Origin of the sequence: Chitinophaga chungangae (assembly GCF_017742215.1) — a bacterium.
In the GTDB taxonomy this organism is placed as follows: domain Bacteria; phylum Bacteroidota; class Bacteroidia; order Chitinophagales; family Chitinophagaceae; genus Chitinophaga; species Chitinophaga chungangae.
Genome location: NZ_JAGHKP010000004.1, coordinates 77,405 through 102,742, shown reverse-complemented (window position 1 = coordinate 102,742; position 25,338 = coordinate 77,405). Strand labels below are relative to the sequence as shown.

The 25,338-nt window shown below is 53.7% G+C and carries 23 protein-coding genes; 7 read left to right on the top strand and 16 right to left on the bottom strand.

Going from position 1 to position 25,338, the window contains the following annotated elements:
• Positions 1–41: 41 nt before the first annotated feature.
• Positions 42–2,396 carry a PDZ domain-containing protein gene (locus J7I43_RS20155; protein ID WP_209147665.1) on the top strand — a complete coding sequence of 785 codons (2,355 nt, stop codon included), beginning with the start codon at positions 42–44 and terminating at the stop codon, positions 2,394–2,396.
• 86 nt (positions 2,397–2,482) lie between these two features.
• On the opposite strand, the gene J7I43_RS20150 is transcribed toward J7I43_RS20155, so the two are convergent.
• Complete coding sequence (locus J7I43_RS20150; protein WP_209147664.1) at positions 2,483–3,763, bottom strand: serine hydroxymethyltransferase; 1,281 nt, start codon at positions 3,761–3,763, stop codon at positions 2,483–2,485.
• 223 nt (positions 3,764–3,986) lie between these two features.
• On the opposite strand from J7I43_RS20150, the gene J7I43_RS20145 reads away from it, so the two are divergent.
• Entirely contained in the window at positions 3,987–4,979 is a 993-nt protein-coding gene (locus J7I43_RS20145; RefSeq protein ID WP_209147663.1) for a sugar phosphate nucleotidyltransferase, read from the top strand.
• Positions 4,980–5,024: 45 nt separating this feature from the next.
• Entirely contained in the window at positions 5,025–5,975 is a 951-nt protein-coding gene (locus tag J7I43_RS20140) for an NAD(P)H-dependent flavin oxidoreductase (protein ID WP_209147662.1), read from the top strand.
• Positions 5,976–6,051: 76 nt separating this feature from the next.
• Here the strand turns inward: J7I43_RS20140 and J7I43_RS20135 are convergent, their stop codons facing one another.
• The 4 genes from J7I43_RS20135 to J7I43_RS20120 form a co-directional block, all read right to left on the bottom strand.
• Positions 6,052–7,359, bottom strand: coding sequence for an ABC transporter permease (locus tag J7I43_RS20135; protein WP_209147661.1), 1,308 nt, complete (start codon positions 7,357–7,359; stop codon positions 6,052–6,054).
• 52 nt (positions 7,360–7,411) lie between these two features.
• Entirely contained in the window at positions 7,412–8,329 is a 918-nt protein-coding gene (locus J7I43_RS20130) for an ABC transporter ATP-binding protein (protein ID WP_209147660.1), read from the bottom strand.
• A gap of 93 nt (positions 8,330–8,422) precedes the next feature.
• Positions 8,423–9,982, bottom strand: a complete 1,560-nt coding sequence (locus J7I43_RS20125) for an NAD(P)/FAD-dependent oxidoreductase (protein ID WP_209147659.1) — start codon at positions 9,980–9,982, stop codon at positions 8,423–8,425.
• 99 nt (positions 9,983–10,081) lie between these two features.
• Positions 10,082–10,486, bottom strand: a complete 405-nt coding sequence (locus J7I43_RS20120; protein WP_209147658.1) for a DUF3127 domain-containing protein — start codon at positions 10,484–10,486, stop codon at positions 10,082–10,084.
• Between the two features lie 544 nt (positions 10,487–11,030).
• Here J7I43_RS20120 and dnaA point away from each other — a divergent pair.
• Together dnaA and J7I43_RS20110 are read left to right on the top strand one after the other, a co-directional pair.
• Positions 11,031–12,464: a chromosomal replication initiator protein DnaA gene (dnaA, locus tag J7I43_RS20115; RefSeq protein WP_120518328.1), complete on the top strand. Its 1,434-nt coding sequence runs from the start codon at positions 11,031–11,033 to the stop codon at positions 12,462–12,464.
• 161 nt (positions 12,465–12,625) lie between these two features.
• A complete protein-coding gene (locus tag J7I43_RS20110; RefSeq protein ID WP_209147657.1) occupies positions 12,626–14,440 on the top strand; it encodes an alkaline phosphatase in 1,815 nt (604 codons plus the stop codon).
• Here the strand turns inward: J7I43_RS20110 and J7I43_RS20105 are convergent.
• The 3 genes from J7I43_RS20105 to J7I43_RS20095 are packed head-to-tail and all read right to left on the bottom strand — an operon-like array spanning position 14,431 to position 16,214.
• Positions 14,431–14,859 (bottom strand): SRPBCC domain-containing protein, encoded by a 429-nt coding sequence (locus J7I43_RS20105; RefSeq protein WP_209147656.1) that lies wholly within the window; start codon positions 14,857–14,859, stop codon positions 14,431–14,433. The genes J7I43_RS20110 and J7I43_RS20105 overlap by 10 nt on opposite strands.
• Entirely contained in the window at positions 14,852–15,640 is a 789-nt protein-coding gene (locus tag J7I43_RS20100; protein WP_209147655.1) for an SRPBCC family protein, read from the bottom strand. Before J7I43_RS20100 ends, J7I43_RS20105 begins: the two co-directional genes overlap by 8 nt.
• Positions 15,618–16,214 carry a winged helix-turn-helix domain-containing protein gene (locus J7I43_RS20095; RefSeq protein WP_209147654.1) on the bottom strand — a complete coding sequence of 199 codons (597 nt, stop codon included), beginning with the start codon at positions 16,212–16,214 and terminating at the stop codon, positions 15,618–15,620. Before J7I43_RS20095 ends, J7I43_RS20100 begins: the two co-directional genes overlap by 23 nt.
• A 210-nt stretch (positions 16,215–16,424) precedes the next feature.
• On the opposite strand from J7I43_RS20095, the gene J7I43_RS20090 reads away from it, so the two are divergent.
• Entirely contained in the window at positions 16,425–16,913 is a 489-nt protein-coding gene (locus J7I43_RS20090; protein ID WP_209147653.1) for a hypothetical protein, read from the top strand.
• A 72-nt stretch (positions 16,914–16,985) separates the two neighbouring features.
• On the opposite strand, the gene J7I43_RS20085 is transcribed toward J7I43_RS20090, so the two are convergent.
• The 3 genes from J7I43_RS20085 to J7I43_RS20075 form a co-directional block, all read right to left on the bottom strand.
• Positions 16,986–17,840: a dienelactone hydrolase family protein gene (locus J7I43_RS20085; RefSeq protein ID WP_209147652.1), complete on the bottom strand. Its 855-nt coding sequence runs from the start codon at positions 17,838–17,840 to the stop codon at positions 16,986–16,988.
• Between the two features lie 210 nt (positions 17,841–18,050).
• Positions 18,051–18,491 (bottom strand): carboxymuconolactone decarboxylase family protein, encoded by a 441-nt coding sequence (locus tag J7I43_RS20080; RefSeq protein WP_209147651.1) that lies wholly within the window; start codon positions 18,489–18,491, stop codon positions 18,051–18,053.
• A gap of 73 nt (positions 18,492–18,564) precedes the next feature.
• Complete coding sequence (locus J7I43_RS20075; protein WP_209147650.1) at positions 18,565–19,140, bottom strand: Crp/Fnr family transcriptional regulator; 576 nt, start codon at positions 19,138–19,140, stop codon at positions 18,565–18,567.
• Positions 19,141–19,312: 172 nt separating this feature from the next.
• Here J7I43_RS20075 and J7I43_RS20070 point away from each other — a divergent pair, with 172 nt between their 5' ends.
• Complete coding sequence (locus J7I43_RS20070; protein ID WP_209147649.1) at positions 19,313–20,302, top strand: helix-turn-helix domain-containing protein; 990 nt, start codon at positions 19,313–19,315, stop codon at positions 20,300–20,302.
• Positions 20,303–20,615: 313 nt separating this feature from the next.
• Here the strand turns inward: J7I43_RS20070 and J7I43_RS20065 are convergent, their stop codons facing one another.
• The 5 genes from J7I43_RS20065 to J7I43_RS20045 form a co-directional block, all read right to left on the bottom strand.
• A complete protein-coding gene (locus J7I43_RS20065; RefSeq protein WP_209147648.1) occupies positions 20,616–21,557 on the bottom strand; it encodes an alpha/beta hydrolase in 942 nt (313 codons plus the stop codon).
• 15 nt (positions 21,558–21,572) lie between these two features.
• Entirely contained in the window at positions 21,573–22,907 is a 1,335-nt protein-coding gene (locus tag J7I43_RS20060) for a WG repeat-containing protein (RefSeq protein ID WP_209147647.1), read from the bottom strand.
• A gap of 30 nt (positions 22,908–22,937) precedes the next feature.
• Positions 22,938–23,594 (bottom strand): hypothetical protein, encoded by a 657-nt coding sequence (locus J7I43_RS20055; RefSeq protein ID WP_209147646.1) that lies wholly within the window; start codon positions 23,592–23,594, stop codon positions 22,938–22,940.
• Positions 23,591–23,935 (bottom strand): TfoX/Sxy family protein, encoded by a 345-nt coding sequence (locus J7I43_RS20050; RefSeq protein WP_209147645.1) that lies wholly within the window; start codon positions 23,933–23,935, stop codon positions 23,591–23,593. Before J7I43_RS20050 ends, J7I43_RS20055 begins: the two co-directional genes overlap by 4 nt.
• A 134-nt stretch (positions 23,936–24,069) precedes the next feature.
• On the bottom strand, positions 24,070–25,335 hold the full coding sequence (locus J7I43_RS20045) for a glycoside hydrolase family 71/99-like protein (RefSeq protein WP_209147644.1): 1,266 nt from the start codon (positions 25,333–25,335) through the stop codon (positions 24,070–24,072).
• Positions 25,336–25,338: the final 3 nt, after the last annotated feature.

Sequence of the window (25,338 nt, the reverse complement as noted above, 5' to 3'; positions counted from 1 at the left end):
GAAATATGGCGTTAACTTAGTGATTACTAACGGATGCATATATGCTAAAATGGCTACTCACCGGTTGTATGTTACTGGCGCTGCACGCGCCGGGGCGCACGCAAACCAGGCAGATCTATCTTTCCCCGGCGGGCAACGACAATTATCCCGGCACCAAAGAAAAGCCCATGGCTACTTTGCAGGCCGCGCAACAACGCTGGCGGCAGCTCAGGGCACAACGGGCGGACCAGCCCGTTACGGTCATCCTGCAAAACGGCACTTATCATCCGGAACAAACACTGGTGCTTACGCCGGAAGACGGCTCGCTTACTATCACCGCCCTTGCCGGCCAGAAAGCGGTGATCAGCGGGGCCAGGCCGTTGGAGGTGAAATGGAAGGCGGGAGCTGACGGCATTTACGCCGCTTCGGTTCCCGCTGCGGTCCGGCAGATGGACAGGTTGTACATGAACGGGGAAACGCAGGTACTCGCGCGTTATCCCAACTACGACAGCACCGCGCGTTTTTATCACGGCACTTCCGCCGATGCGCTTTCTCCGGAAAGGATCAAAACCTGGAAACATCCGCGGGGCGGCATCGTGCATGCGCTGCACCGCGCGGAATGGGGCGGTTATCATTATATTATCACCGGCGTGGATTCCGCCGGCAACGCGGTGCTGGAAGGCGGCTGGCAAAACAACCGGCAGATGGGCCTGCACGCGCAGCACCGTTTCGTGGAAAATATCCGGGAAGAACTGGATGCGCCGCGGGAATGGTTCTTCGATGCGGAAAAACACATGCTGTATTATAAACCGCAGGCCGGGCAGGTACCGCCTTCCCATATAGAATACGCCTCACTGTCCGAACTGATCGTTATCAAAGGAACCGAAACGAAGCCCGTGAAAAATGTCACGCTGCGCGACCTGCAGTTCACGGGCACCGTGCGTACGTTCATGCTCACAAAAGAGCCGCTGCTCCGCAGCGACTGGACGATCTACCGCGGCGGCGCCGTGCTGGTGGAAGGCGCGGAGGATTGCGACATCTCCCATTGTTTTTTTAATGAAACAGGCGGTAACGCCGTGTTCGTCAATAATTACAACCGGCGCGTAGACATCAGCGGCTGTCATATTTACAAAGCGGGCGCCAGCGGCATCGCGTTCGTGGGCAATCCCGAAGCCGTGCGTTCCCCCGCTTTTGAATACAACCACTTTGTGCCGTACGCGGAAATGGATTTTACCAAAGGCCCGAAAAACAACGATTACCCAAAAGACTGTGCGGCAGCAGACAATCTCATTCAATATACCGGCGAAACCGAAAAACAATCCGCCGGCGTGCAGATCTCCATGTCCTCGCAAATCAGGGTGGCTTACAATACGATCCACGACCTGCCGCGGGCGGGCATCAACATCAGCGAAGGCACCTGGGGCGGGCATTTGCTGGAACATAACGAAGTGTACAACACCGTGCTCGAAACCGGCGACCATGGCGCATTCAACTCATGGGGCCGCGACCGTTTCTGGCATCCCAACCGTCGTACGATGGACAGCGCCACCACCGCCAACATCAACATCGTATTGCTGGACGCGGTGGAAACCACCGTGATCCGCAACAACCGCTTCCGCTGCGATCACGGCTGGGATATTGACCTGGACGATGGTTCCGGCAACTATCATATTTACAACAACGTTTGCCTCAACGGCGGCCTCAAGCTGCGCGAAGGATTTTTCCGCACCGTGGAGAACAACATCTTGCTCAACAACTCTTTCCATCCGCATGTGTGGTTCCTCAACAGCGGCGATATTTTCCGGCACAACATCGTGACCGCTTCCTACAAACCGATACAGGTAAAAAAATGGGGCGAGAAAGTGGATTCCAACTTCTTCCCCGACGAGGCCGCATTAAAAGCCGCGCAGGTCAACGGTACAGATGCACATTCGCTCTCCGGCGACCCGCAATTCATCGATTTCAAAAACGGCGACTACGGGGTAAAACCCGGCAGTGGCGCGCTGAAAGCAGGTTTCGTCAATTTCCCGATGAACGGGTTCGGCACACGCATTCAAAGCCTGCGGGATAAAGCCGCGCCAGTTCCGTTGCCGCCCGCCTTGTTTTCACAGCAATCGGGGCCGCAGGCCAGCATCAGCTGGAAAGGCGCTACGGTAAAGAATATCGAAGGATTGGGAGAACGTTCCGCCACGGGCCTCCCAGACGAAAAAGGCGCGTATTTCGTAACCGTGCCCGCGGGCAGCGAAGCGGAAAAAATGGGCTTCCGCACGGGAGACGTGCTGCTGCAGCTCGACGGCGAAAAAGTGAACAACATCAAAGATTTCCTGGGCATTTATCAGCCCAACGCCTGGCGCGGCCGGCTGAAAGCCACCGTGTTCAGGAACCAGCAATCCACCGCGATCACGCTTTCCAAATAAAATATTATTTTATTGTCTGCAGTTCGCAAAAAATAAGAGGCCGCCTCAACTGAGACGGCCTCTTTCTTTACTAACCTCTTACACTTTTATTTCAGCTCAGGGTAGAGCGGGAATTGTTTCATAAACTCGTTCACCTCGCCACGCACTTTCGCGATCAGGTCTTCGTTGTCTGCGTCCATGATCAGCTTGTCCATCCAGTCAACGATCTGCGGCATATGCTCTTCTTTCAGGCCGCGGGTGGTGATGGCAGGAACGCCTACGCGGATGCCGGAAGTGATGAAGGGCGATTTATCGTCGTACGGCACCATGTTTTTATTCACGGTGATGTCTGCTTTTACGAGGATCTGTTCGGCTTTTTTACCGGAGATGTTTTTGTTGCGCAGGTCGATCAGCATCAGGTGATTGTCTGTACCGCCGGAAATGATCTGGTAACCTTTCTCCACGTACGCGCGGGCCATGGCCTGTGCGTTGCGGATCACCTGGCGGGCGTATACATCGTAGTCGTCGGTGAGGATCTCGAAGAAAGATACCGCTTTGGCGGCGATCACATGTTCGAGCGGGCCGCCCTGGATGCCGGGGAACACGGCCATATCGATCAGGTTGCTCATCATGCGGATCTCGCCTTTGGGGGTTTTGAGACCGAATGGGTTCTCAAAATCCTTGCCCATCAGGATCATACCGCCGCGGGGGCCGCGGAGCGTTTTGTGCGTGGTGGTGGTCACGAAATGGCAATGCGCGAAGGGGGAATTAAGCAGCCCTTTGGCGATGAGGCCGGCGGGGTGGGCAATATCTGCCATTACGAAAGCGCCGATCTTGTCCGCAATTTCACGGATACGTTTGTAATCCCAGTCGCGGCTGTAAGCGGAAGCGCCGCAAATGATCACTTTCGGCTTTTCCTGGAGCGCAACCTGCTCCATTTTGTCGTATTCAACCAGGCCGGTTTCTTTATTTACGCCGTAAAAGAACGGCTGGTAGAGCTTCCCGGAGAAGTTAACCGGGGAGCCGTGCGTAAGGTGGCCGCCCATGCTGAGGTCCAGGCCGAGGATCTTGTCGCCGGGGTTCAGGATCGCCAGCAGCACCGCTGCGTTGGCCTGTGCGCCGGAGTGAGGCTGAACGTTGGCGTATTCGGCGCCGAAGATCTGTTTCGCGCGGTCGATCGCCAGCTGCTCGCTCAGGTCCACCACCTCGCAACCGCCATAATAACGGCGGCCGGGGTAACCCTCTGCGTATTTGTTGGTCATTACATTGCCCATGGCCTGCATAACCTGGAGGCTTGTAAAGTTCTCCGAAGCTATCAGTTCAATGCCATGACGCTGTCTTTCCAGTTCCTGGCCAATGATATCGAATATCTGCTGGTCTCTTTGCATGGTGAAGGAAAATTTAAGACGCAAAATTAATCTTCTTCCGGGTAATTATAAACTTGGAATTGATGAAAAGTGCGTTTTGGTGATATGGTCATTATTCCTAATACTTATCGGGTAATGTTAAATCCTAATTCATTTTTAAGGATTGTTTCAGTAATTTGCCCGCGATTAAGCAGTGAGTCCCGGTTTATCGCAAGCAGTGAACCTTATACTCCAAAACCGTTACATGAAGGCAATAATACCAGTGGCAGGCGCGGGCACCAAACTGCGCCCCCATACATATACACAACCTAAAGCTTTGATTCCACTGGCGGGCAGAACGATCCTGAGCATTATCGTGGACCAGCTGGTAGAGGCCGGCATCCGCGAGTTCGTGTTCGTGGTGGGTTATCTTGGCGAAAAGATCCAGCATTACGTTGAAAAAAAATATCCTGACCTTACCATGCACTTTGTGCAGCAGAATTCGCGCGAAGGCACGGGCCACGCCATTTTGCTGACGCGCGAGGTAGTGGCCGGCGACGAGATCCTGATCGTATTGGGCGACACCATCGTGGAAACGGATTTCAGGGAAGTGATCGCCTCGGCACATTCGGTGCTGGGCGTGAAGAAGGTAGACGATCCGCGGAATTTCGGCGTGGCCGAGATCAACGATCAGAGCACGATCACGCGGGTGGTGGAAAAACCGCAGATACCGAAGTCGAACCTGGCGCTGGTGGGCATGTACAAGATCAGGGAAACCGAACAGCTGTACCAATGCCTGGAAGATAATATCAAACAGCAGGTGCGCTCGCACGACGAGTTCCAGCTCACCGACGCGCTGGAATGCATGATCCGTCATGGCGTGCGGTTCGATGCGTTTAAAGTGAACAACTGGTTCGACTGCGGCCGCAAGGAAACCCTGCTGGAGACCAACGCCATCCTTCTCAAAAAATATAAACTGGCCACCAACCCGGTGCTGCCCTACGAAAACACGATCATCATCCCGCCCGTGAGCATCGGCGAAGGCTGCAACATCAAAAACAGCATCATCGGGCCCAATGTGGCCATCGGCGACAACACGGTGATCAGTTATTCCATCGTCAAAGATTCCATCATCGGCTCGTTCAGCAACCTCTACGAAGTGGTATTAAAATCATCCCTCATCGGCAGCGACGCCAACATCCGCGGGCTCAGCCAAAGCCTCAACATCGGCGATAACACGGAGATAGACCTGGGCTAACCGTTTTATCGTTAAATTGCCTCCCTGTAACCAATCACGCAACACATGGCGGCATTCAGCAATCCCATTACGGCATTATTCAACACCGACTATCCCATCGTGCAGGCCGGCATGATATGGGCCAGTGGCTGGCGGCTGGCCAGTGCCGTCGCCAATGCGGGCGGGCTGGGCCTCATCGGCTCGGGCAGTATGTACCCGGACCAGCTGCGTGAGCACATCCGCAAGTGCAAAGAGGCTACCAACCGAACTTTCGGCGTGAACGTGCCCTTGCTTTACCCCGATATAGAAAAACATATCGACATCATTCTTTCCGAAGGCGTGAAAGTAGTGTTCACTTCCGCGGGCAATCCCAAAACCTGGACGCCCGTGCTCAAAGAAAAAGGTGTTACCGTCGTGCATGTCGTATCCAGTTCGAAGTTCGCGGTAAAAAGCCAGGAAGCGGGCGTAGACGCGGTTGTGGCGGAAGGTTTTGAAGCGGGCGGGCACAACGGCCGCGAAGAGACCACCACGATGGTACTGGTACCCGCGGTGGCGGACGCGGTGAAGATACCCGTGATAGCGGCCGGCGGCATCGGTTCGGGAAGGGCCATGGCAGCGGCTTTTGCGCTGGGCGCCTCGGGCGTGCAGGTGGGCAGTCGTTTTGTGGCGACGCCCGAAGCATCGTCTCATCCCTCGTTTAAAGAAGCGGTCATAAAAGCCGGCGAAGGCGATACCATGTTATCGTTGAAACAGCTTACGCCCGTGCGCCTGCTGCGCAACGCATTTTTTGAAGCAGTGCAGAAGGCCGAACAGGAAGGCGCCAGCCGGGAAGAGCTGAATGTTCTTTTGGGCCGCGGCCGTTCCAAACGCGGCATGTTCGAAGGAGACCTTGCGGAAGGCGAACTGGAGATCGGGCAGGTGAGCGCGCTTATCAGCGGCATAAAGCCCGCGGCAGACGTGCTGCGGGATATCTGGGAAGAATTTACCGCCATCGCCAAAAGGCTCGGGACTTTATAAACATTTTCCCTTCCAAAGAAAAAACCTGCAACGGCCATAGCCATTGCAGGTTTCCTGGTATTCTTCTTTCAAAACATCAACTTTTTCTCACCAGCCATTTCCCCACTTCTTTCAGCGTTACTTTTTTGCCGTAGAGCAAAATGCCCGTGCGGTAAATTTTCGCCGCCACCCAGGTGGTGCCGATAAAACCGGCGATCAGCAAGACCATCGACAGGCCCAGCTGCCAGTACGGCACGGTGCCCGGCACGCCATAGGGTATGCGCGCCATCATCACGATCGGCGAGGAAAACGGGATGATGCTTCCCCACACCGCCACCGCGCTGTTAGGCTTGGCGACTGCAGACATCATGATGATGATGGAAATGATCACCGGCAGGGTGATCGGAAAGGTCAGCGACTGCGCATCGTTGGGGTCTTCGTTCACCAAACTGCCCACTGCCGCAAACAGCGCCGCATAAAACAGGTACCCGCCCAGGAAATAGAACACGAAACAGAAAATAATGAACGGCCAGTTGACGCTGCCTACCGATCTTACCATTTCAGCCACCGCCTGTTTGGTGGCATCGCTGTTCGCGGCCATGCTGGGTGAGTTTGCCATGGCATTGTTGCTCAGCATTTCGGGGCCGATCATTAATACCGTGATCCAGTACAGTCCCACGATCAGCACGATCCATATCAGGAATTGCGTAAGGCCCACACAGGCGATGCCGATAATTTTGCCCATCATCAGCTGGAAAGGTTTTACGCTGGAGATCACCACTTCCGCGATGCGGTTCATTTTTTCTTCCATCACCCCGCGCATCACCATCATGCCGAACACGAGCAGGATAATGTAGATCAGGAAACCGGAGCCCCAGCCGATGGCGTAAGCCTGTAGGGCGCTGCCCTTGCGGCCTTCTTTGCCGGCGAGGTTCACGATGTCGATATCCACGCGGATGTCTTCCAGTTTCGATTTATCGATGCCGGCCAGTTCCATGCGTTTATCTTCAATAATATTCTCCACTTTTTTCTCCATGGAAGATTTGAGCGAGATGCCCATTTGTCCCCGGCTGTAATAGATAATGCTTGGAGGCCTGGTCACGTCCATTTTGGGAATGTGCAGCAAACCGGTATAACCCTGGCTGAGATAAGAGTTTTTGAATGTATCGATATCCGCCTGCACGAATTTATAATGTACGTCCCCTTCGTCGGACAATTTGCCTTCGAACAGCCCGCTTTCGTCTACCACGGCCACTTTCCCGCTATCCCCGCTGCTCATCACCAGGGCGGGCACTACCATCATGGCCACGAAGAACAGCGGCAGCAGCAGCGTGGTGAGGATAAAGGATTTTTTCTTTACGCGGGTCAGGTATTCCCTTTTGATAATGATCCAGATCTTGCTCATGGTTGCATGAATTAGTTGCTGTTTGTATGCGTGTAATATCTCAAGGCACTTTTTAATTCGCCATGTCCGTCATTCTCACCTGCGAGATGAAAACTTCGTTGATGGTGGGGAGTATTTCCCTGAAATAATTCACCTGGATGCCATGGTGAATGAAGTGGGATAAAATATCGTTCGTCTGGCTGAACTCGTTCAGCTTGACGGTATAGGCCTTGTCGTGGTTCTGAACGATGGAGAAATGATGGGTGGCCATCTGCGCGGGATTGGGCTGCTGTTCGAGGCTGATGTAGAACAGGTGCTGCTTGAAGTCCTGCTTGATCTGTTTCACCGGCCCGTCGAGTATTTTGCGGCCTTTGTTCACCAGCACGATGTGGTCGCAGATCTCTTCCACCTGCTCCATACGGTGGGTGGAAAATATAATGGTGGTGCCGTTTTTCGCCATTTCGAAGATCTCGTCCTGTATCAGTTTGGAATTGATCGGGTCGAGGCCGGAGAAGGGCTCGTCCAGTATCAGCAGTTTAGGATGGTGCATGACGGTGGAGATGAACTGCACTTTTTGCTGCATGCCTTTGCTCAGCTCTTCGATCTTTTTATTGGCCCAGGTGGTGATGTCGAATTTATTGAACCAGTAATCGATCTTGTTTTGCGCGTCTTTCCTGCCGAGGCCTTTCAGCTGTGCGAGGTAAAGCACCTGCTCGCCTACTTTCATTTTTTTATACAAACCGCGCTCTTCGGGCATATAGCCGATGTATTGCACGTCTTCCCTCGGGTCGAACTTTTTTCCGTCAAAAAATATCTCGCCCGCATCGGGGTAAAAGATGCCTGTGATCATGCGCAGCAGCGTGGTTTTTCCCGCACCGTTCGGGCCGAGCAGACCGAATATGCTGCCTTTGGGAATGGAGAAACTGATATCGTCCACGGCTTTGTGGGTGGCATAATGCTTCTTGAGATGTTGCAGGTCCAGTACGTTCATAACATTGATTGACGATGTTAAATTACAGGTTCTCCCCAACGGGGCCAAGGAATTCATATGGAATTTTCTTAATAATACACAAACAGCCCGTTGCTATATACGAACGCCCGCGATAGCTTCCGCTACGCGTTCCCCGTCCATCGCGGCGGATACGATGCCGCCGGCATAACCGGCGCCTTCGCCGCAGGGGTACAGTCCTTTCACCTGGGGATGCATGAGCGTGGCGTCTTCCCGGGGGATGCGCACGGGCGAAGAGGTGCGCGATTCGGTGGCTACCAGCACCGCGTCTTCCGTGTAATAGCCGCGCATCTTTTTACCGAAGACTTTAAATGCTTCGCCGAGACGGGTATGTACGGCGGCAGGCAATACTTCGCGGAGGTTCACGCTGTTGAGGCCGGGAATGTAGGAGCAGTCGGGCAGCGTGGAGGAAGACCGTCCTTTCACGAAATCCGTCATACGTTGCGCGGGCGCTACAAAGCCGCCGCCGCCTGCGTTGTAGGCGTCTTTTTCAACCGACTGCTGGAAATACATCGCGGCGAGACTGCCTTCGGCGGCGAAGGGAGCGAAGTCGCTTTCGTCCACCGTTACCACCATGCCCGAATTAGCGTAAGGGTTATTGCGTTTGGAAGGGCTCCAGCCGTTCACCACCAGCTCGCCGGGCGAAGTGGCTGCGGGCGCGATGATGCCGCCGGGGCACATGCAGAAGGAGAACACGCCGCGGCCTTCCACCTGTTCCACGAGACTGTAGCTGGCGGGCGGCAGGTAATCGCCGCGCAGGCTGCAATGGTACTGGGCGCTGTCTATCAGCGACTGCGGGTGTTCGATGCGCACGCCGAGCGCGAAAGGTTTTGCTTCTATCAGAATATGTTTATCATGCAGGAGCTGAAAGATGTCGCGGGCGGAATGACCGGTGGCGAGAATGACATGTTTGGCGTCCCACCTGTCTCCCCCGGCGGTGGTTACGCCGGTGACCTGGCCGTCGCGCACAAGAAAATCCGTGACCTTTTGTTCGAAGATCACCTCTCCCCCGCTTTGGATCACCTGTTCGCGCATGGCGGTGATGATGTGCGGGAGTTTGTTGGTGCCGATGTGGGGATGCGCGTCGGTGAGAATATTTTCGTCTGCCCCGAATTGCTGAAAGATGTGGAGGATGCGGTTGATATTTCCTCTTTTGTTGGAGCGGGTGTAAAGTTTGCCGTCTGAGTAGGTGCCGGCGCCGCCTTCGCCGAAGCAGTAATTGGATTCGGGGTTTACGATGCCGGTTTTATTGAGGGCGGCGAGGTCGCGGCGGCGTGCGCGCACGTCTTTCCCTCTTTCGAGCACGATGGGCTTCAGGCCGAGCTCTATCAGTCGCAATGCGGCGAAAAGCCCTGCGGGCCCGGCTCCTATCACGATCACCTTTTCCGCTCCGGGTGTAACGGGGTCGTAGCGGAAGGCGGGCGAAACGCGTTGGCGGAAAGGCTCATTGACAAACACTTCCAGCGTGAGCACAAAATATGCCTGCCGCGATCGCGCGTCTATGGAACGTTTGATAAGATTAAACCCGGTAACGTCTGCGGGTTTCACGCCGAGGGAAGCGGCGGCGTGTTTTACAACGGCCTTGTGGTGGCCGGCTTCCTGCGGGAGCAGTTTAAGAGAGATCTGTTGTATCATGCGCGGTTAGGTATTTATCCTAAAACTGCCGCGAAGATAGGCATAAATGGCAAAAGGCCCCTCGCGGGGCCTTTGCGGTATAATAAGATTGACCAGTGACTAGAAGGGCAGATCGTCCCCGCTGTTGCTGTTGCTATTGCCGCCGCCCTGGGAGAAGGGGGCTTCCTGCGAGGTGTTGTAGTCGGGCATGCGGTCTGCGCCGGGCTGGGCCTGCATCATGCTTTCCATGCGCCATGCATCGAGGTTGGTGATATAGTTCACTTTACCATCTTTTTCCCAACGCGTGCCTTTTATATTAAAATAAACTTTAACCATTTCCCCTTCATTGTGACGGTCCACAATGCTGGTACGGTCCTGCACAGACTGGAATTTGATATAGTTGGTGATCACACGGCCGTTGATATCATCAGACTTCTCGATCACGAACTCACGGGTCTTGAATGATTCGCTGCGCTGAACCGTATTGTACTTCACTACCAGCTTTCCGGTAATTTCAAAACTCATAAAAACAAATTTAAAATTTCAATTCCGCCAAAGATAAGTTTTTCAGTACAGTGCCGCTTAATTACTTTTGCACAAGTTATTCGCAATTATTTCAAACCATATCATAAATTTGCATGGAATTTGAGAATAACGAGAAAGCAGTTACCTAAAAAAGTGAATCACACAAGAGCCCACTGAGTATCCCCCGGGTTTACGAAATGATAGGCGAATCAGGCAATGGTATTTTACCAGTTATGCCGGTAATTTTATGTAAACGAGTAAACACTTTTACAAATTACCTGTTAATCATGCTTGTACGGTTTAACACTTTTCGTTGTAACGAAATTGCAGGCTAAACGGGTGTTTTAGCCGATAAAACTTGAATAAACAGGGTGAGAACATTCTGTAATTGTTGGAAATAAAACAAGGCCAGATAAATTTTTTTTTTCAACATTTTCTACAGATATTCGTCGTCCTGTCAAAAAAGTTCTTCAACTGCCCGCATTGAAGAATTTGTATTCGAGAACACCCAAATTAATAACACGACTTAATTATTTTTTATTAAATGAATAAAACTTGCGAACAAGTTTGGGAAAGGTGTCTGAATATAATCAGGGATATTGTGGAATGGCAGCCATTTAAAACATGGTTTGAACCGATAAAACCCGTCAAGCTTGAGAACAATGTTTTAACCATCCAGGTACCGAGCCAGTTTTTCTACGAATATCTTGAAGAACATTATGTGGGCCTGTTAGGGAAAACCATCAAGCGGGAATTAGGTAAAGAAGCAAGACTGGAATACCGGATCGTAGTCGAGAATGGCACTCCACATCAGCACCCTAAAACCGTGAATATGCCAACGCAGTTCACCAAACCTCAGAAGGATAGTGAAGTTGATTTCCCGTTAACGATACAAAACCCGGTGAAGAACCCGTTTGTGATCCCGGGCATCAAACGCGTGCAGATCGATTCACAGCTGAATCACAATTACACCTTTGAATCCTTTATTGAAGGCGATTGCAACCGCGTGGCGCGCAGGGCGGGCAAAACCGTGTCCGACAAACCCGGCGGCACCTCCTTCAATCCGCTCGTGATCTACGGCGGCGTAGGCCTCGGCAAAACGCACCTGGCGCAGGCCATCGGCAATGAAGTGAAAAGGCAGGCCCCTAACAAGGCCGTGCTGTACGTCAGCGCCGAAAAGTTCATCAACCAGTTCATCGATCATTCGAAAAATAATATCATCAACGATTTCATTCACTTCTACCAGCTGATAGACGTGCTGATCGTAGACGATATACAGTTCTTCGCCCGCGCCGAAAAATCGCAGGACGCGTTTTTCGCCATCTTCAACCATTTGCACCAAAGCGGCAAACAGCTGATCCTTACGTCAGACAAACCGCCCAAAGACCTGGACGGCGTGCAGGAAAGGCTCCTGAGCCGCTTCCGCTGGGGCCTCAGCGCCGATGTTGGTTTGCCCGACTTCGAAACGCGCATGGAGATCCTTGAAATGAAGATGCGCAACGACGGCCTCGAAATGCCCAAAGAAGTCGTGAAATACGTAGCCTATAACATCCAGAGCAACGTACGCGAACTGGAAGGCGCGCTTATTTCCCTGCTGGCGCAATCGTCCCTCAACAGGAAAGAAATTGACCTCGAACTGGCGAAACGCGTACTGAAGTCTTTCGTAAAAACCTCCTCCAAAGAGATCACCATCGAAAGCATCCAGAAAATGGTCTGCGAATATTTTGACGTGGCCTACGACAAATTGTTGCAGAAAACTCGCAAACGCGAGATCGTGCAGGCCCGCCAGATCACCATGTACCTGGCCAAAAGCTTCACCAAAAACTCGCTCAAGACCATCGGCGAACATTTCGGCGGAAGAGACCACACTACCGTGATCCACTCCTGCCAGACCGTGAAAGACCTCATGGACACCGACAACAGTTTCCGCGACAGCGTGATCGAGCTGCAACAAAAAGTGCAACTTGCAGCAATGTAACCCAACCGCAACCTCTGCAAAATAATTTCCGCATGCCGGGCCTCACCGCCCGGCATGCTTTTTTTTGTTAACGGCACATTCCTCAACACCGCTTGTTTGTTAACGAAAATATATCCGCGTTATACAACCCATTATTGCCGGAGTTCGCTATTTTAGCCCATATGAACACTTTACTGCGAAACCTCCTGCTGCTCTGCTGCTTCGCCGTTCCCGCACAGGCACAGTATACCAGCGCCAACGCGCATTCCCACAACGATTATCTCCAGGCCGCGCCTTTCGAGGCCGCGTTCGCCCGCAACTTCGGCTCCATCGAGGCCGACGTGTTCGAGCGCAACGGCGAGCTGTACGTGGCGCATACCGCTTCGGAAATAGACAGCGGCAAAACGCTCCGCTCCCTTTACCTGGAGCCGCTGCTGCGAAAGATCCGCGAAAAAAAAGGCGTGTTCGGCGAAATGAAACAGGGCGTGCAACTGCTGATCGATTTCAAAACCAGCGGCGTGCCCACTATGCAGGCGCTTATCCAGCAACTTGAAAAATACCCGGAGATCACTTCCAACCCCAAAGTGCAGATCGTGATCAGCGGCAGCCGCCCCGACGCTTCCCTCTGGAAAAATTATCCCGCATGGATCCTGTTCGACGGGCTGCCCCATCAAAATTATACCGCCGAACAGCTGGAACGCATCCCGCTGTTCAGCGACAACTTCCGCAGCTACACCCAATGGAACGGCAAAGGTTACCTGGTGCAGGAAGACATGCAGAAAGTACAAGCCGTGCTGAACAAAGTGCATGGCATGTCTAAAAAGTTCCGCTTCTGGGCCACGCCGGACGAAGTGAACGCCTGGAAAACCATGATCAATCTCGGCGTGGATTATATCAATACCGATAAGGTAGACGCACTGGCCGATTATCTCCGCACCCGCGTGCAGGCCCAGTACCAGGGCGCCGCGCCGCATGCGGTGTATATGCCCAGCTATAAAAACAACGACAAACAATCGAAGGTAAAAAACGTGATCCTGCTTATCGGCGACGGCATGGGGCTGGCGCAGATCTACGCGGGATACACCGGCAACTTCGGCGCGCTGAACCTGTTCAGGCTGCTGAACATCGGTTTTTCCAAAACCGCGTCTTTCAGCAACTACATTACCGATTCCGCCGCAGGCGGCACCGCCATGGCCTCCGGTAAAAAAACGCATAACCGTTCCGTAGGCGTAGACCCGGTGGATGCGCCATTACAAAGCATTCCCGACCTCATTGCGCCCCTCGGCATGCAAAGCGCGCTCATCAGCTCGGGAAACATCACAGACGCCACGCCCGGCGCGTTTTACGGGCATAACAGGGAAAGAAGCAACTACGCCGCCATCGCGAAAGATTTCCTGCAAAGCCCCGTGAGCATCCTCATCGGCGCGGGCGGCAAACATTTTCTGCCGCTTCGCGAACAGCTGCAGCAGAAAGGCTACCGCTTTTCCACCAGTCTCTCCGCGCTCGACACCATTCGCGGCGGAAAATTTATCGTGCTGGCAGACAGCGCGGGCCTCAGCATGCAGAAAGGCCGCGGCGATTTTCTCCTGCGCTCGTTCCGCAAAGCCACCAGCGCTTTGGCGGGCAATAAAAAAGGATTTTTCCTGATGGAAGAAGGCGCGCAGATCGACTACGGCGGCCACGCCAACTCCGTGCCTTACCTCACCATGGAAATGCTCGACTTCGACCGGCTGATCGGCGAAGCCCTCCGGTTTGCGGACAGCAACGGCGAAACGCTCGTGATCGTAACCGCCGACCACGAAACCGGCGGCCTCAGCCTGCTGGACGGGGATATCAAAAAAGGGTATGTAGACGGGGCTTTCAGCACATCAGACCATACGGCCATTATGGTGCCCGTGTTCGCGTACGGGCCGCACTCCATGGATTTCAGGGGCGTGTACGAAAACACGGAGCTGTTTGATAAGATCATGCGGGTGATACGCCGCTATCAGAACTGACGCTGCTGGTAAGGCTGCCCCTTGCCGGTTTCAAGATATGATTTCAGGCTGTAAAGAAATTGGCCCCAGTTGTAGTTGCAGAAACGGAAAAATTCCGTCAACTCCCGCCAGCCCATGTGGCGCAGCGTAACAGCCACCATATCTTTCCGCTGTTCCAGGTCGAACGATACAGTGGTGCCAACCCACTCGGGATCGGACTGCACACATTCCCAGAGAATGTGCGTGGGTTTCGCCAATGCTATGTTTTTGAATTTTGTATCGTAGTTGTCGTTGAAATCAAATTCGTTGACAAAACCGGCCTCCGGTTTTACGACGAGCTTTTCGGTCCACACGGCGCCAAGGCCTTTTTCGGTGGTCAGCGCTTCGTACACGGCGCCGATATGCCCGCGAATGTACTGGATATGGTCGATGCTATACATGGTATATCGCGTTGAGTTTTTCCTGCCATTGTTTTTCCAACTCCTTCATCTTTTCTTCCGCTACGCCGTAGGCGGCGATCCATATCCAGATAAATATATCCCCGCCGGGCGAAAACCTTTCGATGGAAAGGCGGAACAGCGCATCATGAAAATTTTCCATCGTGCCCAGCAGGTCTTGCGGCGGGTTGTAAAACAACAGCCTGCCTTCGTACGTTTCTCCCACAGGCGTATCGATCGTATAATGGTCGCCGGCGGTTTTCAGGCGGTTGCCGAACAGTTTGTTCCATAGTTGCTCAAAAGGTCCGGCGGACGAAATGCTTGCAAACGCTACGATCCTGTCTTTGCCGGCGTGATTTTCCAGGTAATGTTTCAGCGCCAGCGATTCCGTTCCCCAGCCGCGGCGCACGCCGTCGTACATTTCGTCCCAGCTTTCGTCTCCGCCAAAGCCGTTGTGCACGATGCGCAGCGTGGTAACATCCTCTTCGCCCTGCAGGAAAAATTCCACCGCCAGCCGCCGCGGCACTGCGGACAAGATGCGGTGATGCGATTCGCCGTAACCCAGCCGCAGGTATTCTTCTTCCTTCACTTCTTCTATTTCCATGTGCCAGTTCACATCGTCTCCCCACGACAGCTGTATTTCGCCGCCGGTAACGTTTGCTTTCAGCGGGAACCAGCGTTCCAGCTCTTTGGCATCCGTAAGGGCTTTCCATACGGCTTTTACAGGGGAATGGATGCTGCGGGTGATGTCGACCGACCGGTCAGCTTTCGTTTCTTTTTTCATGGTCCTGTTTTTTGGAAGGATGGGCAAAAAGGCGGAACTGGTAAGGCCTTGCGTGCGCGTTGCCCGGCTGATGATATTTCATCGCAAGCCTCGCGATGGTTTGTGCCATTTCGTCGGTAAAAGCCTGCAGCTGCGAAGGGTCCGCAAACCGCACTTCGGTTTCCAGGGTAAAAGTGGCGAGTTTCTTTTTGGCCCTGTGCGCGCCGGACTGCATGGCGGCTACATCCTGCATCATGCGGCCGGCCGTGTGAAGAAGGTAGGAAGAAGAAAATTTATCGCCGATCTCATCCGCCTCCACGCCGCCGGAATTAAGCAGCACCATGTACGAGCGGGACGTAGCGCGCACGATCCGTTCGGTGCAGTTGCCTTTTTTCCGTTCTTCCACCAGTTCTATCAGTTCGTTTTTCTCCAGCTCGCGGAGGTGGTAATTGAGCTGCTGACGCGGCATGTTCAGCAGGCGGGAAAGACCGGCCGCAGAATTCGGCTCGCGAAGCTGTTCGAGTATGCGCATGCGCAGCGGATGCATCATGGCCGCAGCGGTATGTGTATCCTGGATGAGATTTTGCGCTTTCATATCCTGAAATTACCACCGAAAAATTAATTTTTCAAGAAAATGTTTATTTTCGAAATAGTCTATTGGAATAGTGAAATATACACATTGATGAAAATTAATTATTAAGCATTTATAAAAGTGCGGTTTCTAATCAGGGGGAAAGGGTTAAATTGTATAGGTCATCCGGTCATCGACCAAAATCTAAATCTTTTTGTCCAACAATTACTTCTTATGGTATCAATACAAGAGCGTACGGCGCATCCGCTGCGTGCCGTACTGATGATTGGATGTACCGTTTGGCTGCTGGATGGCGCCGCGGCGGTTATCGGCGCTTACGCCAGGAACGGCGTTTCTCCCGAAAGGGTTTTCCAGTACATTTCCACTTCTGTTATGGGCATGCAGGCTTTCCGGGAAAGTTCGGCCATCTGGCTCGGCGTGTTTCTCCATTTTCTCGTTGCGCTGGGCTGGAGCGCGTTGTTCTTTTTCGTATATCCGCGAACGAAACTGCTGCAGGGCAACAAATGGCTCACCGGCTGCCTGTACGGGCTTTTTGTATGGGTGATGATGAACCTCGTGATCGTTCCGCTCACGTCCGTACCGCCGTCGCAGTTCAGCCTTTCCGGCGCTGTTATTGGCTGGCTCATTCACATGGCCTGCGTGGGTTTGCCTATTGTGCTGCTTACGCGGGAATGGTACCGGAAAAAGTGGGCGCTTGCCTGATCTTTATTCCCGGGCATAAAAAAACAGCTGAGTTTCCCCAGCCGCCGGTATTTTGTGTGTTCACGATATTTTTTATCCCAGGGTTTCTTTAAACAACTCCAGCGTTCTGCTCCAGGCCAGTTTTGCCGCTTCCGCGTTGTAACGCGCGGCAGACGAATCGTTATGAAAAGCATGCTGTTGGCCTTCATACATGAACAGCTGGTATTTCACGCCCGCGGCTTTCAGCGCGGCTTCGTACGCCGGAATGCCCGCGTTGATGCGCTCGTCGAGCCCGGCGTAATGCAGCTGCACCTGCGCTTTGATCTTCGGAACGTCCGCCGCATCGGGCTGGCCGCCATAAAAGGCTACGGCCGCATTTAACTGCGGATCGTTCACCGCCAGCTGGTTGGCCATGGAGCCGCCCCAGCAAAAACCAACGCATCCGGTTTTGCCGTTACTGTCTGGCCGGCTGCGCAGGTAAACGAGCCCTTTGAGATAATTCTGAAGGTTCTGTGTTTTGTCCAGCTTACCGATGAGCGTGCGCCCTTCGTCTTCGTTGGCGGGCGTGCCGCCGAAAACAGACAATGCGTCTACGCCCAGGGCGATGTATCCCGCTTTTGCCGCGCGGCGCGTCACGTCTTTGATATGCGGGGTAAGCCCGCGGTTTTCGTGGATCGCTACAACGCCGCCGCGTTTGCGGTCTTCTTCCGGCCGCACGAGATAACCTTTCATGGTAACGTTATCCCCCGGCCAGGTTACTTCTTCTTCCTTCAAACCCGGCTCCAGCGGCGGCATGGCGCCATACGCATAATTGGATTCGAGAAGCGGGAGAATGGTCATGGCCGCGGCCATGGTACCGGTAAGCTGTACGAGGCGTTTGAGGAATACGTCGCGGGTGAGCGGCTTATGTGTATACTCGTCGAAGAGGTGGATGATACGCTGGTCCATAAAAAAGGGTTTACAGAAAGATAAGGCAATTTTCGCCAACTTCCGAGCCCTTTGTCCGGCGCGCCGTGCCGGTCATCATGATGGTATTTTGCCCCGGAACAGCCGGGGAATAACCTGCAAAAAACCGGGAAACAGCCAGGAGAGCCGCAGAGCAGACGCACGAGAGACGGAGTTGATCGGCCGTTGAATCGGTTAATATCCTATCAAACATTATTCTTTCGCCGGCTGCATGTGCGTATACACCCCGATCCTGTTCCAGGCGTTGATGATGATGGCGGCCATGATCACCTGCGCCAGGTATTCCTCGTCGAACAATTCCGCGGCTTTGGCGTACGTTTCATCTGATACACGCTGATGTATGAGCGTTACTTCTTCGGTGATGGCCAGTATCGTTCTTTCTTCTTCGGTAAAGAACGGCGTTTCGCGCCAAACGGCTATCGCATAGAGGCGCTGTTCGGTTTCCCCGTGTTTGCGGGCATCTTTCGAATGTTTGTCTACGCAATAAGCGCAACCGTTGATCTGCGACGCGCGTATGCGGATCAGTTCGTGATGCAGGGGGCTGATGCGCGTGGTGGGCAGGTAAGCTTCCAATGCGCCCATCGCTTTGTACCCGGCGGGGGCGGCGTTCCAAATTTTGATCCTTTCAGACATCGTGTTTCGTTTTTTTACAACACAAATGTCCGGCGGAGACGCCCCTCAAAATCTTGAACTGGTTCAAGAAATGTCAGGCCTTTTTCCGTGCGCGTATCTTGCTGAAAAATTCCGGGCTGAAGCCCAGGTACGACGCCATCATGTATTGCGGCACCCGCTGCACGAATTCCGGGAACAACGCGGTAAAATGATCGATGCGTTCTTCCGCCGATTTCGTAAAGAGGTATTTCACGCGCATGTGCGCAGCTGCCACCGTTCTTTGGAGAATAATGCGGAAATATCTTTCCAGTTGCGGAACGGCCGCGAACAGTTTATCCTGCGTATCGCGGTACAGCACGGCGTACGTGGTGTTTTCCACCGCCTGGATGTTGAAGCCCGATGGTTTATGCGATTCGAGGCTGATATAATCGGTGATCCACCAGGTTTCGATCGCGAAATGAGAGGTCTGGTCGCCATCGCGCTCCGTTTCAAAATAAGCACGGCATAAACCTTTGATCACAAAATAATTCCCCTGGCATACCTGCCCTTCCTTCAACAGGAAGTCTTTCTTTTTCACGTCGCGGATTTCGATATATTCGGCCAGGATCTGTTCCTCTTCATCAGACAATGTCACAAACCTCCGGATATGAGCCGCCAAAGTTGACAACATAATGACCTGTTTTTCAATAGAAACAAAAATATTCAACCGGGGTTGTAATTTTTAAGAAAGTTTACTACCGGGGCGTATCAGGTGGCGCTGAACAGGGAAGGAAAATAAGGATTTTGTTGCGGAAAATACCGTAATATTACATTACCAGTTTTTCAGCCAAATCCAGTATCCTATGCATGCAGTGGACCGTCCCGCTATTATGAATTTCGAGGTGCCCGACCTCATGAAGCAGCGCGTTACCATTTCTGACAAATTACCCGAACCTTACAGCAAATATCGTATACCCGGAACCGTTGTACATACCACGGAAGGGCCTTTCGGCGCGTTCTTCAAGCAGGAGCTGCGTACAGACGACTGGATCGTGGGCTGGCTGAATTTCGATATCAAAGAGCATACATTCCTTTATCCCATCACCAGGGACCCGTTGCTGGCGCTGTATACCGGCATCAACGGCAACATTCCCTGCGAGCTGCAGGGCTCCGCCGAAAAACTGATGCTGCCAGAAAAAAAATTCGCGTTTTATTACGTGCCGCCAATGGCGTTTAACCGGGCCGAATTCGCCCCGGCGCATTACACGGCCGTCTATATCTCGTTCTCGCCTTCTTTCATGCAATATTTCGGGAACAAATACGAAGCATACAAACCATTGGTGGAAAAGCAGTTGAGGGGAGAACAGGAAGGCGAACAGAAAAATCTCATCCCGCTGGGCAACACCGCCCGCGACATTATACAGGCCATGGGCTCGTACCGGCAGGCCCCCGCCATGTTCGAGCCGTACCTGCACGGACAGGTGATGCTGCTCACCGCGCACTATTTTAACCTGCTGATGGACCGGCACGAAGTTCCCAAAACGGTGCTGGACGCCTGCGATTTCATACAATGCAATCTCACCGAAGACATCGACACCGCGTTTATCGCCCGAAAGGCCGGCACCCATAAAGACGCGCTGAACAAACAGTTCAAGGAAGTGTACGGTAAAAACGTGCGCCAGTACATTACCCATGTGCGGCTGGAGGAAGCCGAGTACAGGTTATTGAATACCAATGAGCTGATATGGGAAATCGCCGCCCACGCCAACCTGACGGACGCCTCTCACCTGGTGCGCCTGATCCGCGGGAAACACGGGCTCACCCCCGAGGAATTCCGGGAAAAACACCGGTAATTCAAATTCCCTCTCCCCACTGACTTTTTTCAGTTCGTACAATTTTAGCCCCCGGTTCATACAACGTTGATTCCGGAAGAATAATCATATTTGGCATACAAGGTGCGAGGCAAGGCTGAAAGCCGGGCGCTTTGGAAAACGGCCGGAAGGCCCCCGACTCCGATTAACTGGTAATGTTACATATTTAACTGAAAACGAAGAACTTGCTATTGGTTCTTCAATTTAGCTAAGACAAACTATGATCTGACAGAATCCGTTCCCCAAATTAGACTTGAGACATTTGTTCAAAAGCCAGCGCCGGAAGCACTGGCTTTTATTGTGCCTTTATAAATTCCGCGACCGCGGCCGTCCATTCGCGGCTGTATTGAGAAAGGTAATTAACGTGGCCTGCCTCCGGGAAAGTGACGAGCTTTTTGGGGCCAGGCAGGTTATGGTAAATGTCGTCTATCTCCTTCCGCGCCACTCTTCCGTCTTTTTCCCCGTAAATGAGCAAAACCGGTACCCGGGCGTATTTGGCGTCTTCCACCGGTTTATGGCCGAAGCCCCAGAACCCGTTGATAACGCCTCCCCAGAACACGACCAGGCCCGCCATCGGGAACGCGGGCGCGTTTACGGCTCTGAACCTCGCGCAGGTGGCCTCGTACAGGGTGCTGAAAGGCGCTTCGAGAATAATGCCTTTCGGTTGGATGGAATAATCTTTCAGGGCTTTCAAAACGGCGGCCGCGCCCAGTGAAGTGCCCAGCAGGTAAATATTTTGTTCGCCGTGGCCGGCCAGGTAATCCCAGGCGGCTTTTACGTCGCGCGCTTCTTTGTAGCCGATGGTGGTGGAATTGCCGCCGGAACCGCCGGAGCCTGTAAAATCCACCAGCAAAGTGTTGTATCCCTGCCCGAGCAGCACTTCCGCCCGTTCCAGCATGCGCGATTTGGCGGCGCCATAGCCGTGAAACAGCGCCACCGTGCCTTTTGCGCCCGGTACGCGGATCATCCAGGCTTCCAGCGGCACGCGGCTCTGGAGGCGGACCGTCTGGTAGCTGCGGCCGGGCGTGCGGCGGTTCACCGGGCGGGGATTGTCCACACCGGCCACTACCACTTTCAGTTTACCCAGCACGCCGAGCCTGCCAGGGTTGGTACGTTGTACGTCGTCTGTGGTGAAATGGGTGAATTTATAGGCGTGAAAACAGGCGAACGCGTTCAAAGCCAGGAAGAAGATCAGCAACGTCCGGCCGGTACGCCTGAGTGTTTTCGAAAGCTGCATGGGATAAAGAAAAATTTAGTCCCGGTATTCCAGGCCGGTATAAATATCGATATAAAAACGCTGATTTTTCTGGGCCACTTCGCCGTTTTTACCGATGCTGTCGTACAGCGGCGGGGTGATGTGCCGGCCGGTATCCAGTTCCAGCAGGCCATACAGGTTATCCGCGCAATAGGGCACGATGCCGGGAGCCAGGCAGGGGCCGATGTAACTGTAGGCCGGCGTTATTTTCCAGTCCTGCTCCATGATGTCAAAAACGCCGTATTTGCCGCTCCTGTTGTCTTTCCCGGCGTACAGCGTTTCGCTGAGGGCTTCGGGGTATTGCAGGGGGAAGAGGTGAAATTCCAGCCCCGCGTCCATCACTCCTTTCGTATTTCCCTGGGAGAAAAGCAGGGCGCCGTTGCGCAGCATCAGGTCGAAACCGGGGCGCGGCTCCACCAGTTTGTTCCACTGGCCGTTTTTGTTCAGCACCAGCAGCCTTCTTTCTTCGCTTTTGCCGGTGGTGGCCAGCACGAAGAAATGCTCCGTGTCCTGCAGCGCGCCGATCAGGGCTACGTACTGCACTTCGCCCACCTGCGGGTATGGCTCGATGGACGGCGGGAAAGGTTTGGAAAAATCCGGGAAAAGGAACACTTCGCCGTTGGTGGACTGGAACACCGGCGCGGCGATGCGCTGGTATGGCGCTTCCTGCTGCGGGATGGTTTTTCCGCCGAACAGGAGATGATCTTTTTTGTAATAACGGACGGCGTCGAGGGGGTTGCCTGCCTGGTTCACACGGCGGTACCAGCCTTTGCGGTATTGCAGGAAAGTACCGTCGGTCAGCTGCCCGAAAATACCGCCGGAGCAGCGTTCGCCGCCTGCGTTGTAAAGTTCCTGGCGCAGCAGCAGGTGCTCCCCGGAAGTGAGCAGGCGCACGCCTTCCGGCATTTGGCCGTTGCGGGTACTGCGCTCGTCTGCAGAATAAAATTGCTGGAGTTTTTCCATGCCCGGGAGCGCCAGCACTTCCCAGCGGGCGCGCGGCACTTTGGTTTCCAGCAGCCGGCCTCCGCGGCGGGTGCCCAGCAGGTTGAGGCCGGGAAGCACTTTCCAGCGCGGTAACCGCCACCAGGCATTGTATTCTTTTTTAATAAAAGCCAGGGAAAAGGGCCGGGGAAATGTGAGGTGGATGAAAGGATGCTCCGGGCCTACAACTGGCGCGCCCTCCGCGTTGATAACGCCAAAGCCCCCTTCCTGCGCCATCACGGCAAATTCGCCGCGGAAGGGCATGGCATGGGTGTACTGCGGGGGAATGACGAGCTTCCCCCCTGCGTCCGCATAGCCATAAAGGCCCGATTTTGCCAGCCAAGGTATCATTTACAGGCCGGGAAGAACAAAAACTGTACCTTATTTCTGTGAATGGGCTTCACGAAGCGCCGTGGGCGCCGCCATGCCGGGGAGCCTTCCGTCGCTGGTAAAGCCGAGCGGCTTTTTGATCAGCACAGAATTTTCGTCGTTCAAATCCATTTCCCAGATAAATACCGTATCATTCTCCTTCCAGATACGTGCCTCCAGGTCTTTATCTGATACGGCATCGCAGGATGTGGGCACCAGCAGGGGGCCGGCGAATGGTTCCCAGGAACCATTTATGAACGACCAAACGTTGAGGTTATAAATGCATCCATGCAAAGGCTCATTGAAAGTAGAAAGCTCATCGCGCCCGTCGCCATCCAGGTCGCCCTCGTTTACGAGTCGTGTTCTCCCGAATATGTCCGGCATGTCGGGCAGGGCGCGGGAGAAAAAACGGACCCTGTATCGGGCCTGCCAGTCCTCACCTGCCGCCTGTTCGTACAGCGTTGAATAAGCAGTATCGATAGTTCCATCCCCGTTAAAATCACCGGTCGTAAAAACGGTGTCCGAAAATATATTCTCCGCCTGCGCTACGGGTGGCGTAAAGATCAGCGAATCCGGTACCGGGGCTTGTATGGAATCGTTCGGGGAAGCGGTTTTTGTTTGCTGGCACGCCGCCAGGCACAGGATCATAGGGATAATTAAACGTTTCATTGTTTCTTTTTCGATGATTTCGCGTGTTTGTTAAACGCCAGCGCTTTGTTCAGCCAGAAATCAAGCTGCTTTTTCGTGCGCAACACTTCTTCCGCCACATACATGTATCCTTTCATTTCGCGGCTGCCCATCACCATGATCTCCGTTCCTTCCATTTCCACCAGTGCATCCGTTTCTTCCGGGTCGAAACGCACCATCAGCCCGTCGGACTTTACACCGACGCACATTTTGTCGTTCACCATAAAACAGATGCCGCCGAACATTTTCTTTTCCTCCACCATATGCGGCGTAGCGGCAAAATTTTCCCGTACACGGAGAAGCAGGGTTTCGTTAGCTGCCATAATCGAAAGGTTTGTACCATGCTAATTTACACTATTCGTCCACAAACAGAAACAGGCCCGGAACCTCTTGCTCCTGGCCTGTTTGCGGGTAATGAAACGATCAAGGCCACCCCGCCCGGGGCGCGCCGGAATTATTATTTTCTTTCGGGCATTTTGAACGTCAACGGAATTTCATGCCGCAACATCCGAGCCGCCTGGCCCGTAAGCCAGAGATAATGATCGGATGGCTTGCCGTCCATGTCGATAAAAGAAGTCACTTTGCTCACCGGCGGATTGTCGCTGCCTTTAAAGATAGCGGTGGCTTCGTTCACTTCGTCGAACATCGCTACGTACAGCATGCTGGCGCCGGCGTTGAGCGCGGTGGAAAGCATCTGCCAGTAGAACCGGCCGCCCTGGCGGGGAATGGAGCCTACGGGCTTCACGTCGTCGGGGAATTCATAACGGCTCAGGTTATGCCAGCTGAAACCGGGATATACGCAGGGCACGTATGCCACGTTGTTTTCCCTGCACCAGTTGATATCATCCACCGTATTGTCCCGGAACCGGTCCATATCGTTGTGCAGCAAAGGCGAATAACGCTGCACGGCCCATGGCAGCACAATATCCGACTGACGGATGAGCGTATGCAGATACGGATCGTTAAGACAGTCTGCGTTGAGCGTACGCCAGGCCGTTGGCACACCCAGCATCACGGCGCATCCGCCGTACACGGGGTCGTTCTTCAGAAAATCGATCAGCCTTTCCAGCCCGATGTTCCTGATATTGTACGGCCTGTCCGGGAAACCCACGCCCCAGATAGCCACTACCGGTTTGCCGTTGTGGTGCAGGTACGTTTTTTTGCCGGGCTGGTCCGTCACTTTCAGCTGGTCTACCAGGTATTTCCAGTCTTCGATCAGGGCGGAACAGTCTTCCCCGCTGGCACGCAGGCCGGAAAGGTCGTACATCACCGCGATGGCGCGGTTATGCCTGGAAGCGGCGGCGAAAGCGTTTTTGAGGATCACGGACGAAACGGAATCCCTGCCGCGCGCATTGCTGAAAAAACGCTGCATAAAAACGCCGTCGACGTTGTATTCTTCCATCCATTTGAAATGCAGGTCTACGGTGCTTTTGTCGTAGGAACTGAAGAACCTTGCATTTTCCCCGTTCGCCAGTTTCCAGGGCGTGGCGTAGGTTTTGGCGTATTCGGAAACGTCCGGCCACAAGTCGATGCCGCTTCGTTCTTCGTTGCCGTAAGCGAAACGCCGCGCGTTGGTGCCGTCTCCTTCCGCCCTGAACCAGCCCTGGTAACCGGCCATGATGAGGCCGTTGTAAGCGGGATAGCTGGTTTGTTTACTGTGTTTGCGCTGTCCGGAAACCTGTACGCTGATCAGTAACAATAATGCGATGATTCCTTTTTTCATGCT

What these genes read in the sequence shown, in the direction of transcription:
- J7I43_RS20155 (WP_209147665.1), top strand. Translation starts at nt 42, where the DNA reads ATGCTAAAATGGCTACTCACCGGTTGTATGTTACTGGCGCTGCACGCG.
- J7I43_RS20150 (WP_209147664.1), bottom strand. Translation starts at nt 3,763, where the DNA reads ATGCAAAGAGACCAGCAGATATTCGATATCATTGGCCAGGAACTGGAA.
- J7I43_RS20145 (WP_209147663.1), top strand. Translation starts at nt 3,987, where the DNA reads ATGAAGGCAATAATACCAGTGGCAGGCGCGGGCACCAAACTGCGCCCC.
- J7I43_RS20140 (WP_209147662.1), top strand. Translation starts at nt 5,025, where the DNA reads ATGGCGGCATTCAGCAATCCCATTACGGCATTATTCAACACCGACTAT.
- J7I43_RS20135 (WP_209147661.1), bottom strand. Translation starts at nt 7,359, where the DNA reads ATGAGCAAGATCTGGATCATTATCAAAAGGGAATACCTGACCCGCGTA.
- J7I43_RS20130 (WP_209147660.1), bottom strand. Translation starts at nt 8,329, where the DNA reads ATGAACGTACTGGACCTGCAACATCTCAAGAAGCATTATGCCACCCAC.
- J7I43_RS20125 (WP_209147659.1), bottom strand. Translation starts at nt 9,982, where the DNA reads ATGATACAACAGATCTCTCTTAAACTGCTCCCGCAGGAAGCCGGCCAC.
- J7I43_RS20120 (WP_209147658.1), bottom strand. Translation starts at nt 10,486, where the DNA reads ATGAGTTTTGAAATTACCGGAAAGCTGGTAGTGAAGTACAATACGGTT.
- dnaA (WP_120518328.1), top strand. Translation starts at nt 11,031, where the DNA reads ATGAATAAAACTTGCGAACAAGTTTGGGAAAGGTGTCTGAATATAATC.
- J7I43_RS20110 (WP_209147657.1), top strand. Translation starts at nt 12,626, where the DNA reads ATGAACACTTTACTGCGAAACCTCCTGCTGCTCTGCTGCTTCGCCGTT.
- J7I43_RS20105 (WP_209147656.1), bottom strand. Translation starts at nt 14,859, where the DNA reads ATGTATAGCATCGACCATATCCAGTACATTCGCGGGCATATCGGCGCC.
- J7I43_RS20100 (WP_209147655.1), bottom strand. Translation starts at nt 15,640, where the DNA reads ATGAAAAAAGAAACGAAAGCTGACCGGTCGGTCGACATCACCCGCAGC.
- J7I43_RS20095 (WP_209147654.1), bottom strand. Translation starts at nt 16,214, where the DNA reads ATGAAAGCGCAAAATCTCATCCAGGATACACATACCGCTGCGGCCATG.
- J7I43_RS20090 (WP_209147653.1), top strand. Translation starts at nt 16,425, where the DNA reads ATGGTATCAATACAAGAGCGTACGGCGCATCCGCTGCGTGCCGTACTG.
- J7I43_RS20085 (WP_209147652.1), bottom strand. Translation starts at nt 17,840, where the DNA reads ATGGACCAGCGTATCATCCACCTCTTCGACGAGTATACACATAAGCCG.
- J7I43_RS20080 (WP_209147651.1), bottom strand. Translation starts at nt 18,491, where the DNA reads ATGTCTGAAAGGATCAAAATTTGGAACGCCGCCCCCGCCGGGTACAAA.
- J7I43_RS20075 (WP_209147650.1), bottom strand. Translation starts at nt 19,140, where the DNA reads ATGTTGTCAACTTTGGCGGCTCATATCCGGAGGTTTGTGACATTGTCT.
- J7I43_RS20070 (WP_209147649.1), top strand. Translation starts at nt 19,313, where the DNA reads ATGCATGCAGTGGACCGTCCCGCTATTATGAATTTCGAGGTGCCCGAC.
- J7I43_RS20065 (WP_209147648.1), bottom strand. Translation starts at nt 21,557, where the DNA reads ATGCAGCTTTCGAAAACACTCAGGCGTACCGGCCGGACGTTGCTGATC.
- J7I43_RS20060 (WP_209147647.1), bottom strand. Translation starts at nt 22,907, where the DNA reads ATGATACCTTGGCTGGCAAAATCGGGCCTTTATGGCTATGCGGACGCA.
- J7I43_RS20055 (WP_209147646.1), bottom strand. Translation starts at nt 23,594, where the DNA reads ATGAAACGTTTAATTATCCCTATGATCCTGTGCCTGGCGGCGTGCCAG.
- J7I43_RS20050 (WP_209147645.1), bottom strand. Translation starts at nt 23,935, where the DNA reads ATGGCAGCTAACGAAACCCTGCTTCTCCGTGTACGGGAAAATTTTGCC.
- J7I43_RS20045 (WP_209147644.1), bottom strand. Translation starts at nt 25,335, where the DNA reads ATGAAAAAAGGAATCATCGCATTATTGTTACTGATCAGCGTACAGGTT.